Below are 13,848 nucleotides of genomic sequence, written 5' to 3'. Positions count from 1 at the left end.
GAGAATTAGATAATTAGATAATTTTTCACGAAACGCATAAAATTATCTAATTATCTAATTTTCTCATTATCTAATTTTCTTTACTCGAATACAGGACTCAAGAAAGTTCTCTCGTAACTAATAATACATCTTGTGTCTTCTGCAAGTTTAAAAGCTTCCACGCATTCTTTATCATCTTTTGAAAACATTTGTTTTCTGTAATTTTCATAAGCTGTTAAACTCGGAAAAGAAAACAATGCATAAGCAATATTATTTGCTCCTTCCGATGGCATAAAATAACCGTGATGTTGGCCTCCCAAACGATTTACAATCTTAATCCATCTTTTGCCGTAATCCTCAAAAGCGTTTAATTGATAAGGATCTATAACGTATTTTAAGTGACAAGTTATCATAAATCTGTTGTTTAATGTGTTAATGTGCCAATTAGAAAATTTGATAATTCTAAGCGCAATCCAAAAAATTATCTAATTGACTAATTATCTCATTTTCTAATTAATTTTCATTTTCTAATTATATAGTTCTCCAATTGTTTCAAAGTAATTCTACCTTCATAAATTGCTTTCCCAATGATTGTTCCTTCACAGCCTAATTCGGCTAATTTTGGGAGTTCGTCAAAAGTTGAAATTCCTCCCGAAGCAATTAGTTTTACACCTTTTGCTTCTGCTAAAATCTTCTCGTACAAATCAAAACTTGGACCTTCTAACATTCCGTCTTTTGCAATATCGGTACAAATAACGTACTGAATTCCTTTGGTTTGATAATCCTGAATAAACGGAAATAAATCTTCATTTGAATCTTCTAGCCAACCCGAAACCGCTATTTTTTCGTCTTTTGCATCAGCGCCCAAAATAATTTTATCCGATCCGTATTCTGAAATCCATTTTTCGAAAATCGCTCTATTTTTTACGGCAATGCTTCCGCCTGTTATTTGGTTTGCACCGCTTTCAAAAGCAATTCTCAAATCGTCATCTGATTTTAAGCCTCCGCCAAAATCAATTTTCAAACTGGTTTGATTCGCAATTTGTTCTAATATTTTATAATTAACGATCTTGCTCGATTTCGCTCCATCAAGATCTACTAAATGTAAATATTCGATTCCGTGCGCTTCAAATGATTTCGCTACTTCAAGCGGATTTTCGTTGTAAATTATTTTGGTATCGTAATCCCCTTTTGATAAGCGAACACATTTTCCGTCGATGATATCTATGGCTGGTATTATTCTCATATTCTATTTTAGATTTATGATTTTAGTCCCGATAGCTATCGGGATGATTTTTGATATTGAAATTGATTTTTGCAATTGGAATTTGGAATTTAAGAAATTGGAATTTTCAAAAAGTTATCCAGTATTTTCTCCCCAACAGCTCCGCTTTTTTCCGGGTGAAACTGAGTTCCGTAAAAATTATTTTTCTGCAAAGCAGATGCATATTCCAGTTCATAATCCGTAGTAGCAATGGCTTCATCGCAATTTGGGGCGTAAAAACTGTGTACCAAATACATGAATTCATTCTCCGAAATTCCTTTAAACAAATCCGATTTTAAATCATAAATCTGGTTCCACCCCATTTGTGGCACTTTTACTTTAGATGTGAATTTAATCACATCAACATCAAAAATCCCCAAGCCTTTGGTATTTCCTTCTTCAGATGATTTACACATTAATTGCATGCCAAGACAAATACCCAAAACCGGCTGTGTCAATTTCGGAATCAAATTATCCAAACCGCTTTCTCTAAGTTTAGCCATTGCCGAACTCGCCTCGCCTACACCTGGAAAAATTACTTTATCAGCGGCCAGAATCTCTTCCGTATTATTACTCAAAACCGCCTTAAAACCCAGTCTTTCAATAGCAAACATAATGCTCTGAATATTTCCTGCTCCGTAATTTATAATTACTATTTTCATTATCTTTTGTTTCAGGTTTCAAGTTTCAGGTTTCAGGTTGCTGTGCAGAACTTGAAACTTGAAACTTGAAACAATTTTTAACCTAAAGCATTCCCTTTGTCGAAGGCAAAATCATTTTTTCTGTATCTCTTTTCACCGCTACTTTTATCGCTTTCGCAAAAGCTTTAAAAATCGCTTCAATTTTGTGATGTTCGTTTGTTCCTTCGGCTTTGATGTTGATGTTTGCTTTTGCACCGTCAGAGAAGGACTTAAAGAAGTGATAGAACATCTCTGTTGGCATTTTACCTACCATTTCGCGTTTAAATTCCGTTTCCCAAACCAGCCAGTTTCTACCGCCAAAATCAATCGCAACCTGCGCTAAACAATCATCCATCGGAAGGCAAAATCCGTAACGTTCGATTCCTAATTTATTCCCTAATGCTTTGGCAAAAACTTCGCCTAAAGCAATTGCGGTATCTTCAATCGTGTGGTGTTCATCAACCTCCAAATCACCTTTTACCAAAATTTCCAAATCCATTTGACCGTGACGCGAAATCTGATCTAACATATGATCAAAAAAAGCGATTCCGGTTTCGATTTTACTTTTTCCGGTTCCGTCCAGATTCAAATCGATAAAAATATCCGTTTCATTGGTTTTACGCGTAATCGATGCTGAACGCGCTTCGAGTTTTAAAAACTCATAAATTCTCTTCCAATCTGTTGTCTGCAAGATAATTGTATCGTTCAGTTCCTCTCTTTTCGTCGAAATTTCATTACTTCCAATTCCGTCAGTCATATTCATGAAAATCGCTTTTGCGCCAAGGTTTTTCGCCAATTCAACATCCGTTAAACGGTCTCCCAAAACAAAAGAATTCGCCAAATCGTATTGCGGATTATCAAGATATTTTGTCAGCATTCCTGTTCTTGGCTTGCGTGTTGGTGCGTTATCTTCCGGAAAAGATCGGTCTACAAAAATCTCATCAAACAAAACTCCTTCATTTTCAAAGGCTTTTAAAATAAAATTCTGCGTTGGCCAAAACGTATCTTCCGGAAAACTATCCGTTCCCAAACCGTCCTGATTGGTTACCATTGCCAATTCGTAATCTAATTCACTGGCAATTTTAGCCAAATATTGAAAAGCTTTTGGATAAAATTCTAGTTTTTCCAAACTATCTAACTGGTAATTTTCAGGTTCTAAAACAATCGTTCCATCACGATCGATAAAAAGTACTTTTTTCATATTTTATTATTTTGGGCGTGTCCCTCTGGGTCGGGCTTTCGGCTATATCTTTTGTTCCGTTTTCACTTCACAAAAGGATACCGCCTCTATCCCTCACGCAAAACGGTTTTCGAGATATTTATCAATTCAATTTTTTTACCACTAATTACGCAGAATTTTAAAAGATTTGAGCAGATGCACACAGATTTTTTACAATTAAAGATCAAAAATAAATCTGCTTTAATCTGCCAAATCTGCGTGAAAAAATCATTTTAATCTGTGTCATCTGTGGCTATATTTTTTTAGCTTAATAATTTTAATTCTTTAATCAAAATAGCATTTTCCTCAGGAATTCCAATCGTAAAACGCAGACAGTTTTCGCATAAAGGCTGTGTAGTTCTGTTACGAATTACAATTCCTTTTGCAATTAATTCATCGTATCTTTTGTTGGCGTTATCTACTTTTACCAAGACAAAATTAGCTTCTGTTGGATATACTTTTTCAACAAAACTTACTTCAAGTAAAACTTTAAGTAGCTCTTCTCTTTGTTCAATAATAGAAGCTATTTCCTGTTTTATTTTATCCGAATCTTTCAAACGCTCAATTGCTCTTTGCTGCGTTAATTCGTTTACATTGTAAGGAGGTTTTATTTTGTTTAAAACTGAAATTACAGCCTCAGAAGCATAACAAATTCCCAGACGAATTCCAGCCAAACCGTATGCTTTTGAAAGTGTTTGTGTAATCACCAAATTTGGATATTCATCAATTTCTGTTAACCAGCTTTCCTTGCCCGAAAAATCAATATAAGCTTCATCAATTACAACCAAACCTTTAAAATTCTGAAGCAATTTTACCACGCTTTCATCAGAAAAAGAATTTCCTGTTGGGTTATTTGGCGAACATAAAAAAATGATTTTTGTATTTTCATCTACAGCTTCTAAAATTTTCTCTACTTGTGGCTGAAAATCTGTCGAAAGCAAAATTTCTCTATTTTCTACAGCATTAATATTTGCCAAAACACCGTACATTCCATAAGTTGGCGGTAGTGAGATAATATTATCAATTTTTGGCTCACAAAAAGCTCTGAAAAGTAAATCTAAAACTTCATCACTTCCGTTTCCTAATAAAATCTGACTTGATTTTACCATTTTATTCTTTGCCAAAATCGCCTTAACAGAACTCTGCTGCGGGTCAGGATAACGATTTACACCATTTTGAAACGGATTTTCATTGGCGTCCAAAAAAATCATTTGTGCCGTGTCAAAGTCTTCAAACTCATCTCGCGCAGAAGAATACGGCTTTAATGTTTTTACGTTTTCACGTGTTATTGTATTTATATCAAAAGTGCTCATATTTTAAGTTTTACTCCTGCAAGGTTTCTCAAACCTTGTAGGTATGTTTATTATAGGAATCAAAATTATAAGTCTGGCATGCTATACCTACAAGGTTTTGAAAACCTTGCAGGATAACGATTACTTCAACGATTGTAATCTCAAAGTAACAGCATTTTTATGCGCCTGCAAACCTTCGGCTTCTGCCATAACTTCGATCGCTTTCCCGATATTTTGAATTCCTTTTTCTGTTATTTTCTGAAAAGTCATTGATTTCATAAAACTATCCAGATTAACACCGCTGTAATTCTTTGCATATCCGTTTGTTGGCAAAGTATGATTGGTTCCCGAAGCATAATCTCCTGCACTTTCGGGCGTGTAATTTCCAATAAAAACCGAACCTGCATTTATGATTCCATTACAATAAAAATCATCAAATTCTGAACAGATAATAAAGTGTTCCGGTCCATATTCGTTGATTAAATCCAAAGCAATCTGATCGTTTTGCACATAAATCAATTTTGAATTTTCGATTGCTTTTTTTGCAATTTCTTTTCTCGGAAGTTCTTCAATTTGAGTTTGAATTTCCTTTTCGACAGCATCAATTAATCGTTTCGAAGTCGAAACCAAAATAACCTGACTGTCTGTTCCGTGTTCTGCCTGAGATAATAAATCTGAAGCCACAAATGCTGGAACGGCAGTATCATCGGCCACAACTAACAATTCTGATGGCCCTGCCGGCATATCAATCGCAACACCAAACTGAGTTGCCAATTGTTTTGCCACAGTTACAAACTGATTTCCAGGTCCAAAAATCTTGTATACTTTTGGGATTGATTTCGTTCCGAATGTCATTCCGGCAATCGCCTGAATCCCGCCTACTTTTAATATTTTGGTAACGCCGCACAAATTGGCTGCATACAAAATTGCAGGATTTATTTTTCCGTTTTTATCCGGTGGCGAACATAATACAATTTCTTTAGAACCAGCAATTTCTGCAGGAACAGCAAGCATCAAAACGGTCGAAAACAAAGGTGCAGTTCCACCCGGAATATACAATCCTATTTTCTGAATTGGACGTTTTTCCTGCCAGCAATTTACTCCTTCAATTGTTTCTATAGAAATTCTATCCGTTTTTTGAGCCGCGTGAAATTTATAAATATTGTCTTTTGCTAACTGTATCGCTTCTTTTAATTCGTTTGAAATCAAACTAATGGCTTCTTCAATTTCTGCAGGAGTAACTGCGTAATTTTCTAAAGTAATTCCGTCGAAAATTGAAGTGTATTTTGCTACAGCTTCATCTCCTTTTTTCTGTACTTCTTTAAAAATTTCTTTTACCGTAACTTCGATATCATCGATTGTTTTGGTTGGTCTTTTTAATATTTCTGACCAGGTTTCTGGTTTTGGATTGTCTATTTTATTCATTTATTTTTTGCTTTAAGCTATAAGCTGTAGGCTTTAAGCTTTATTAACTTTATGTTTTTTTGGCTTAAAGCATATTGCCTAAAGCCTAAAGCGGGCAAAGCCCTAAAGAACCATTTTCTCAATTGGGCAAACTAAAATTCCTTCGGCTCCGGCTTCTTTTAGTTTATCGATTACATCCCAAAAAGTGTCTTTATCAATTACAGAGTGTACACTGCTCCAGCCTTCCTGAGCCAATGGCAAAACGGTTAAGCTTCGTAAAACCGGTAAAATCTTTCCAATTTCATCGATTTTATCGTTTGGTACGTTCATTAAAATGTATTTTGAATTTCGGGCTCTTAAAACAGATTGTATTCTGAATTTTAAAGTATCGATGTGTTTTTGAATCTCAGGAGACACTTTTGGTGAAACGGCTAAAACAGCTTCACTTTTCAAAATCACTTCGACTTCTCTCAAATTGTTTTTGAATAAAGTGCTTCCGCTAGAAACAATATCAACAATAGCATCTGCAAGACCAATGTTTGGTGCGATTTCTACAGAGCCAGAAATTTGGTGAATATCAACGCTTAAACCAAAAGAATTAAAGTATTCGTTTACTGTATTTGGATATGAAGTTGCAATACGTAAACCTGCTAAATCCTGAATCGAATTGTACTCAAAAGTTTTAGGAACAGCTACAGAAACTTTGCATTTTGAGAATCCCAGTTTTTGGATTACTTCAATATGTTTTCCTTTTTCTACTAATAAATTATCACCAACAATGGCAAGATCTACTACTCCATCAATTAAATACTGAGGAATGTCTGAGTTTCTCAAGTATAAAACTTCTAAAGGAAAATTGGAAGCTTCTGCTTTTAACTGATCGTTTCCGTTGTTGATCGAAATTCCGCAATCTTTTAGAATCTGAATGCTGTCTTCGTTTAAACGACCTGATTTTTGAATTGCAATTTTTAAAGTACTCATTTTTTTAGTTTTTGTTGAATTAATAGTTTGAGTACAAAGGATAAGAATTAAAAAACCCGTTTGATGTACTCAAACGGGTTTTAAAATATGATGATTTACATGCATACCATTAACACATCGCCTGAGAGCAATAATGAAAATGATGATGATGTAATTGAATTGAAATCATGATTTGTGTTTTGTTTTATTCTTTGATTCGGTTGCAAATATAAAAGATAATTTCATAAAAAAGCAATTTTTAATTTAACTTAACGATAGTTTATTGTTAAAAAAGTTCACAGCTACTAGTTTTATTACATTTTTTCAATTTACTATAACGTTTTCAAAATTTAGCTGAATATTAAAATTACCGTGGTTCCCTCTCCTATTTTACTATCAATTTTAAACTCTACCTGAAGCAATTCTGTAATTCTTTTTACGATAGACAGTCCCAATCCTGTTCCCTTAATTTCCGGATGTTCAGTAGAACCAGATCTAAAGAAAGGACTAAAAACCGATTCTAAATCTGTTTTTTCAATCCCGATTCCGTTATCAGAAATTTTACAGACTGTTTTGTTATTCTGTTCCGAAAGTAAAATTGAAACTTCGCCATTATCATTCGTATATTTTAAAGCATTCGATAATAAGTTTCTTAAAATAGTAATTACTAAAAAATTATCTGATTTGACATAAAAATCCTGTTGGGCATCAAATTTAATGTTGATATTTTTGACCCTTATTTTCTCTGCATTTAAGGTTAAAACATCCAGAATAATAGCATTCAGATATACCGATTCTGTTTGTATATTCTGCTTTTGATTTTCGTAACGAGCCATCAATAAAAGCTGATCTACGAGTGTATTTAAATGATCTACTTCTTTAATACAATAATTTATTTTTTCTTCGTATTCATTGTTATCACGAGGTTTGCGAATCAATACTTCAAGTGTTCCTTTAATAACAGTTAAAGGCGTTCTTAATTCATGTGAAGCATCAGATGTGAATTGTTTTTCGCGCTCAATTGCATCTTCAATTCGAATTAATAAATGATTTATTGTTTTTGAAAGCGTATATAATTCATCCCGTGTTTTAGGCAGCGGAATCCGTATTTTTAAATTATCTTTTGTAATAATTCTCGAAGTATTAATTATCGAATTTATGGGTTTTATACTTCTGCCAGCGAAGAATCTCGCTATAAAAAACAGCAATAATAGAATCGCCAGAAACGACAAACACATAATGTCAAACAAGTTATTAAGCACCGATTTTGAATCCGCCAATGACATAGCTACAATTATATATCCTATTTTTTTCTTTTTTACATGTAGTGGAACCTGAATTTGCCTGATCTCGTGATCTCCCATTTTGGCATCAAAAAGTTCGTAATCTTCTACAGAATCATTAAATTCAAGTGCCTGAGACTTTAAATTGGGTGCTTTTTCAATAATTTTTTTATTTAAATCCAGGAATTCAACAAAAACAGGATTTACATCAACTGTATTGTGTTCACGTTCATCCCACTCTTCTTTATCAATTAGGATTACTTTGTTTCCTTCGACTTTAATTTCTGCTAGATGGTTTTTAATTTCAGTTTTTAGATTTTCATCAATATCGCTGTAAACAGTATGTTTTACAATAGAATAAATGACTGAGAAAACTACTAAAATTAGTAAACCAGTTGTAATAATATAATTTAAGGCAATTCTATTTTTAAAAGAAAGTTGTTTCATTTACAGATCGTTGGCGATATAACCAATACCGCGAATTGTTTTTATATAATCTTCTTCAATTTTTAAATTGAGTTTTTTGCGAATAGCATTCATAAAAACATCAATTACACCAGTGTCATATTCAAAATTAATATCCCAAACATCTTTTAAAATCTGATTTCTGCTACAAACTTTTCCCTTATTCCTGATTAAATAAGTCAGTAACTCAAATTCTCTTTGGGTTAGCGAAATTTCTTCTTCATTTTTGAGAACAATATGTTTTGATAAATCGATTTTTATTGTGCCTAAAGTCAGAATTTCAGCTTCTTTAGGGTTTCTAAAATGAATTTTTATTCGTTCTACCAGTTCTTCAAAACTAAAAGGTTTTTTAATATAATCGTTGGCACCGGCTTTTAAACCTTCTATTGTTTCCTGAACAGTATCTTTTGCGGTCAGAAAAATAATAGGCGTTTTTTGATCTTTAAATCGAATGGCTTTGCATAAATCCAGACCATTAATTTTGGGCAGCATCCAATCAAGAAGAATTAAATCAAACTTTTGATTTTGAACTAATTCAAAGCCTTTTGAGCCATCATTTGCCGTAGTAATCTGATAGCCTTCTTCTTGTAAACCCTGTTGCAGGAACTGAACAATTCCTAACTCATCTTCAACTATTAAAATATGCATCCAATTTTTAATTAAGATTATAATGTATTCCTTTTTTTATAACCAAAGATAATTCAGAAATACCTAAAATTCACCCTGATACACCAAATTCAATGATCTTAAGCAAATATTAAGATAATACTAAGTAAGGTAAAAGCCAGCTTAATCCTGAATTAATTTACCGAAATTAATTTTGCACAAATTATAGTATCATGACTTTATATAAGAAGCTTTCTCCCTTTTGCAGCCTTGCTTTGTTTTATTTCATTATTAGTTTTGTGTTGCGAATTGTTTTGTTTTTCCATCCGATAACACAAAGCTCATTTACAATTTTTGAAAGCCTGAAAATCTTTACTTTAGGATTAATATCTGATGTTTTTGTTTTTATTGTTGCCAGTATATTTTTATGGATGTATTTGATTTTTATCTCAAATTTAAAATACAACAAACCTTCTGGATATATTATTCTTGGAATTTTTATTGCATTATTTCTATATGTGGCTTCGGGCAAAAGTATTTTTGATGAATATGGAGGTGCCTTGCCTAAAATTGTTTTAATTTTTATCGGAATTAAAACAATACTTTTTGCCCTTTTGCTTTTTTTGCCAAAACTAAGAGCAAAAATAAGATTTTGTCTCTTTGCTTTTGTGATCTTTTTATATGTTTTTCTGATTCTTCAAAATGGTTTAAGCGAATATTTCTTTTGGAACGAATTTGGAGTAAAATACAATTTCATTGCTGTAAATTATCTTATCTATACCAATGAAGTTATTGGAAATATTATGCAGTCTTATCCTGTCATTCCTCTATTTTCAGCTTTATTTCTGATTACCGGAATTGTTACCTATTTCATTCTTAAAAATTCTAAAAATTTCATCAATGAGATTCCAACATTAAGCGAAAAAATAAAACTTACAGTCCTATATTTGGGTTTATTTTCAGTTTCCCTAATTGCTATTCCCACTTTTGCCAAAACTGAGAATTCAAAAAATATTTTTGTTAACGAACTCCAATCAAATGGATTATATAAATTTTATCTTGCATTTGAAAATAACAAATTAGATTATTTTAAGTTTTACAAAACCATTCCCGAAAAAGAAGCCTTTTCTGTTTTAAAACAACAATTTCCTACTATTACTGAAGAAAACACAAAGCAAACAATAAGTTGTGATTCTACTGAAAATCATAAAAATGTAGTATTAATTACGATAGAAAGTTTGAGTGCAGATTTCATGAAATCATATGGAAATGAACAAAATATAACGCCATTTTTGGATAGTTTATCCCAAAAAAGTTTACAGTTTACGAATTTGTATGCAGCTGGAAACAGAACTGTACGAGGACTTGAGGCTGTCACTTTATGTTTACCACCTACCGCCGGCGAAAGTGTTGTAAAAAGAGAAGACAATAAAAATAAATTTTCTACAGGTTCTATTTTTAAACAAAAAGGATATGACGTAAAATTCATGTACGGTGGAGATGCTTTTTTTGATAATATGCAGGATTTCTATTCCGGAAATGGTTATACAATTGTAGATCAATCGAGTTTTTTACCCGAAGAAATCACATTTTCAAACGTTTGGGGCGTTTGTGATGAAGACATGTACAATAAGGCTGTGAAAGTAATGAATGCCGAGGCGAAAGAAAATAAGCCTTTCTTCAATCATATTATGACGGTGAGTAATCACAGGCCGTTTACTTATCCGAATAATAAAATTGATATTCCGGGTGATATTAAATCGCGTGATGGTGGTGTAAAATATACAGATTTTGCTTTGAAAAAATTCTTTGAAATGGCCAGTAAGCAACCGTGGTTTAAGAATACCGTTTTTGTAATTGTTGCAGATCATTGTGCTTCAAGTGCCGGAAAAACACAACTTCCGTTAGACAAATACAGAATTCCGGCTTTTATATACAATTCTGATATAAAACCAGAAAAATGCAATAAACTAATGTCGCAGATTGACTTAATGCCAACGCTTTTCGGACTTTTACATTTTGATTATGAAAGTAAATTTTTCGGTCAGGACGTTTTAAAACCTGATTATAAACCACGTGCATTTATTGCAACTTATCAGGATTTAGGTTTGATAAAAGATAATGTTTTGACCATTTTATCTCCGAAAAAAGTAGTAAGGCAATTCAATTTAAAATTAAAGCCAAAAGCTGGTGTTCAGGATGATTATCAAATTTATTATGATGAAATTCCGTTGAAAACAGAAAGAACTGATTTAGTAAATAATGCGGTTTCTTTTTATCAATCGGCCTCATATATGTTGAAGAATAAAAAATATCAAAAATTTTAAATTCCAATTTTTTAAAATTACAAATTCCAATTTAACCGTATAATTTTGTCATTTCTGATAAACGGAGAGAAAGAGCTAAAACAAAAGAGTCTCAAATTCAAATGAATTTGAGACTCTTTTGTTTAGATAGAATTTTCAGCATTTATTATTCGTATTTCAACTTGAAACTTGAAACTAAAAAAACTTTTTCTTAGTCGTTCTGATTTTTCATACCAAAAAGATCTCCTTGTTGATATAGTTTTAAATCGTCTTTTAATGCCTGATTGTTTCTTTGTGTAACCGCTGGTGAGTCTAAATCGCTTAAATCTGGTTTTCCGGCGTTTACCCAAGCCGTATACCAATAACTTGCAGTTGCTGTGATGGCTTTTCTCATTTGGCTTTCAACCATTCCATTTAAATCTTTATGCAGTTTCTTAGCATATTCATCAGAAAAAACAGCCGTATTGTATTTGGTTTTCAATACTTTTCCATCTGCATCCATTTTAAAAACCTCATTTTCAGGAGTTGCAGTTCTTAGTTTTTTATCAATATCCAATAAAGGCTGGGCTAAACTATGTGTATCATTAATCATATCCCAGGTTGTTTTATGAACATCTTCATAATATTGCGCCTGAGGGACATTTAATTTGTAATTTTTTGCGAACAATTCCGGCAATCTGCTTTCCCAAAGTGAATGAATCCCTTTTTGATCGCTCAATTGTCCGTCGTGATTTGCAGACGTATGTAATGGCATATGCGCATCACCAACATAATGACCTAAATCTGCAGCAAGAAATAAAATTTCTGCTCTGTTTTTATCTTTAAAAGCTTTGGTTAATTTAACCATTAAATCTTCAATATACCAAGGCAATATTCCGTTGTCGTTCAAGAATTTGGCATCGTATTTTTTCTTTGCCTCTTCCATAGTTTGTGGCCAGGTATCTGCCGGACCAAAATTTTCCATATCAAAATAATGTCTCGGATTCTCCTCTTTATAATTCAGGGCGTATTTACGAATGTCCGGAACCGAAGCTTCCTGTGTAATAAAATCAATATGATTATAAAAGAATACTTGCAGTGGATGAGGCAAAGCCATAACTGCAGCTTTGTTAATACGTTCATGGCCAACGATTCCCCATGATAATGTCAAAAATCCAATCCCTAATGCAAAAAAAGCGATTAGTTTTGATTTCATTTTAAAGTTTTTCATTTGTAAATTTGTTTGAGGGGGCAAATTTATCTCATTTAAATATAATTCAAAAGAATACTTGCAAATATTGTGTAAATTTAATTTTTATAATTTTTTGAACCTATAAATGATATAAGTTCATATTAAAAGTTTCTTTGTAACTTCGTTTTCTTTTTATTCTAAATTAAATATATGCGCCTTATTCGCCTGAGTTTTCTTTTTTTGATATTTACCTCTATTTGTTCCGCACAAGATGATATTGTGCAATTGAAAAGTGTTAGCGATACCATTTTAAATCCCAAAAGAACTTTGTCTATTGCTGATCCGTTGGATCCTGCAAAAGCAATGCAAAAATTATTTCCCGGAAAACTATACAATCTTTCTGACCATAATACATTTTTAAGCTGGAAATGCAAAAGCTGCAAACCTACTTCTTACGTTGATGTTAATGGTGAAGAAGCGGATCCGTTATTTCCTTATAACCAAGGTGTTGCCACCAGGCTTCTTTCTAATATTGATTATACGGATTCTAAAGGAAATCAATTTAAATTATTGTTTTTTAATCATTCAGTTTATGATGAAGATGGTTTACAAACCAGCAGATTTACTGGTGGTCTTTTAGGCGTTGCTAAATTTGCCAAGAATGATAAACTGTGGGAAATGAGATCTTTTCAACCAGCTGTTGCTGCATTCGGGGCTTTTGCGCAATCTCCTAAACCTAAACTTTTAGAAATTGGAGAAGATCAATACGCTTTTACGTTGTTGCATGTAAATGGCGGCGGCGGCGGACCGTTTGACGGAACTTTGTATCTCGTTGTTGGTTTGGATGGAAAATACCAACCTATCATGGAAGCTTTTCAATATCAGCTTACAAATGTTGAAGACATAAGCTGGTCAAGTTCGTATAAGGTTGTAAATGATAACAATAAAAAATATTTTAGAGATATTCTTATCACTACAACTGGTACCTACCATAAACCGGGAGCTGATGCAGAATTTGAAGTTAGTTTACCGGATGAAGTTAATGCAATGACTAAAACAAAAAAGCAATTTACGTTTACTATAGAAAAACGATATACTTTTAGCGGCAAACGTTATAAGGTTGTTGGTAAACCTGTTGTGAAAATAAAATAATCTTTTTTTACCATATAAGTTATATAAGTTCATATTAAAGCTTTATTTGTTTTTTGAATTCTTTTTT

The 13,848-nt window shown here is 32.7% G+C and carries 12 protein-coding genes; 2 read left to right on the top strand and 10 right to left on the bottom strand.

Translation table 11 applies throughout. The features are described from left to right. Positions 1-80: 80 nt before the first annotated feature. From AC4FQ3_RS02835 to AC4FQ3_RS02795, 9 genes are all read right to left on the bottom strand, one after another. The gene (locus AC4FQ3_RS02835; protein ID WP_491180786.1) at positions 81-392 is read right to left on the bottom strand and encodes an NIPSNAP family protein; all 312 of its coding nucleotides are present in this window, start codon (positions 390-392) and stop codon (positions 81-83) included. Positions 393-499: 107 nt separating this feature from the next. After that, positions 500-1,225 carry a 1-(5-phosphoribosyl)-5-[(5-phosphoribosylamino)methylideneamino]imidazole-4-carboxamide isomerase gene (gene hisA / locus AC4FQ3_RS02830; RefSeq protein ID WP_491180785.1) on the bottom strand — a complete coding sequence of 242 codons (726 nt, stop codon included), beginning with the start codon at positions 1,223-1,225 and terminating at the stop codon, positions 500-502. Between the two features lie 89 nt (positions 1,226-1,314). Beyond that, on the bottom strand, positions 1,315-1,905 hold the full coding sequence (gene hisH / locus AC4FQ3_RS02825) for an imidazole glycerol phosphate synthase subunit HisH (RefSeq protein WP_491180784.1): 591 nt from the start codon (positions 1,903-1,905) through the stop codon (positions 1,315-1,317). Between the two features lie 82 nt (positions 1,906-1,987). Beyond that, on the bottom strand, positions 1,988-3,124 hold the full coding sequence (gene hisB, locus AC4FQ3_RS02820; protein WP_491180783.1) for a bifunctional histidinol-phosphatase/imidazoleglycerol-phosphate dehydratase HisB: 1,137 nt from the start codon (positions 3,122-3,124) through the stop codon (positions 1,988-1,990). Between the two features lie 281 nt (positions 3,125-3,405). Continuing rightward, positions 3,406-4,455 carry a histidinol-phosphate transaminase gene (gene hisC, locus AC4FQ3_RS02815; RefSeq protein WP_491180782.1) on the bottom strand — a complete coding sequence of 350 codons (1,050 nt, stop codon included), beginning with the start codon at positions 4,453-4,455 and terminating at the stop codon, positions 3,406-3,408. 120 nt (positions 4,456-4,575) lie between these two features. Beyond that, positions 4,576-5,859, bottom strand: a complete 1,284-nt coding sequence (hisD, locus tag AC4FQ3_RS02810) for a histidinol dehydrogenase (protein WP_491180781.1) — start codon at positions 5,857-5,859, stop codon at positions 4,576-4,578. A 102-nt stretch (positions 5,860-5,961) separates the two neighbouring features. Continuing rightward, positions 5,962-6,819, bottom strand: a complete 858-nt coding sequence (gene hisG, locus AC4FQ3_RS02805; RefSeq protein ID WP_042567020.1) for an ATP phosphoribosyltransferase — start codon at positions 6,817-6,819, stop codon at positions 5,962-5,964. Positions 6,820-7,148: 329 nt separating this feature from the next. Further along, positions 7,149-8,528, bottom strand: a complete 1,380-nt coding sequence (locus AC4FQ3_RS02800) for a sensor histidine kinase (RefSeq protein ID WP_491180780.1) — start codon at positions 8,526-8,528, stop codon at positions 7,149-7,151. Further along, positions 8,529-9,194 carry a response regulator transcription factor gene (locus AC4FQ3_RS02795; protein WP_471733310.1) on the bottom strand — a complete coding sequence of 222 codons (666 nt, stop codon included), beginning with the start codon at positions 9,192-9,194 and terminating at the stop codon, positions 8,529-8,531. A gap of 191 nt (positions 9,195-9,385) precedes the next feature. Between AC4FQ3_RS02795 and AC4FQ3_RS02790 the strand changes: the two genes are divergently transcribed. After that, positions 9,386-11,479: an LTA synthase family protein gene (locus AC4FQ3_RS02790; RefSeq protein ID WP_491180779.1), complete on the top strand. Its 2,094-nt coding sequence runs from the start codon at positions 9,386-9,388 to the stop codon at positions 11,477-11,479. A 190-nt stretch (positions 11,480-11,669) separates the two neighbouring features. On the opposite strand, the gene AC4FQ3_RS02785 is transcribed toward AC4FQ3_RS02790, so the two are convergent. Beyond that, positions 11,670-12,668, bottom strand: coding sequence for a zinc dependent phospholipase C family protein (locus AC4FQ3_RS02785; RefSeq protein WP_491180778.1), 999 nt, complete (start codon positions 12,666-12,668; stop codon positions 11,670-11,672). Between the two features lie 240 nt (positions 12,669-12,908). On the opposite strand from AC4FQ3_RS02785, the gene AC4FQ3_RS02780 reads away from it, so the two are divergent. After that, a complete protein-coding gene (locus AC4FQ3_RS02780; RefSeq protein ID WP_491181009.1) occupies positions 12,909-13,781 on the top strand; it encodes a hypothetical protein in 873 nt (290 codons plus the stop codon). The last annotated feature ends 67 nt before the right edge of the window (positions 13,782-13,848 follow it).

The sequence above is a fragment of the Flavobacterium sp. AK-345 genome, from assembly GCF_058310175.1.
The sequence above is the reverse complement of the archived record's forward strand: the minus strand, read 5'-3'. Positions and strand labels throughout refer to the sequence as shown.

What these genes read in the sequence shown, in the direction of transcription:
- AC4FQ3_RS02835 (WP_491180786.1), bottom strand. Translation starts at nt 392, where the DNA reads ATGATAACTTGTCACTTAAAATACGTTATAGATCCTTATCAATTAAAC.
- hisA (WP_491180785.1), bottom strand. Translation starts at nt 1,225, where the DNA reads ATGAGAATAATACCAGCCATAGATATCATCGACGGAAAATGTGTTCGC.
- hisH (WP_491180784.1), bottom strand. Translation starts at nt 1,905, where the DNA reads ATGAAAATAGTAATTATAAATTACGGAGCAGGAAATATTCAGAGCATT.
- hisB (WP_491180783.1), bottom strand. Translation starts at nt 3,124, where the DNA reads ATGAAAAAAGTACTTTTTATCGATCGTGATGGAACGATTGTTTTAGAA.
- hisC (WP_491180782.1), bottom strand. Translation starts at nt 4,455, where the DNA reads ATGAGCACTTTTGATATAAATACAATAACACGTGAAAACGTAAAAACA.
- hisD (WP_491180781.1), bottom strand. Translation starts at nt 5,859, where the DNA reads ATGAATAAAATAGACAATCCAAAACCAGAAACCTGGTCAGAAATATTA.
- hisG (WP_042567020.1), bottom strand. Translation starts at nt 6,819, where the DNA reads ATGAGTACTTTAAAAATTGCAATTCAAAAATCAGGTCGTTTAAACGAA.
- AC4FQ3_RS02800 (WP_491180780.1), bottom strand. Translation starts at nt 8,528, where the DNA reads ATGAAACAACTTTCTTTTAAAAATAGAATTGCCTTAAATTATATTATT.
- AC4FQ3_RS02795 (WP_471733310.1), bottom strand. Translation starts at nt 9,194, where the DNA reads ATGCATATTTTAATAGTTGAAGATGAGTTAGGAATTGTTCAGTTCCTG.
- AC4FQ3_RS02790 (WP_491180779.1), top strand. Translation starts at nt 9,386, where the DNA reads ATGACTTTATATAAGAAGCTTTCTCCCTTTTGCAGCCTTGCTTTGTTT.
- AC4FQ3_RS02785 (WP_491180778.1), bottom strand. Translation starts at nt 12,668, where the DNA reads ATGAAAAACTTTAAAATGAAATCAAAACTAATCGCTTTTTTTGCATTA.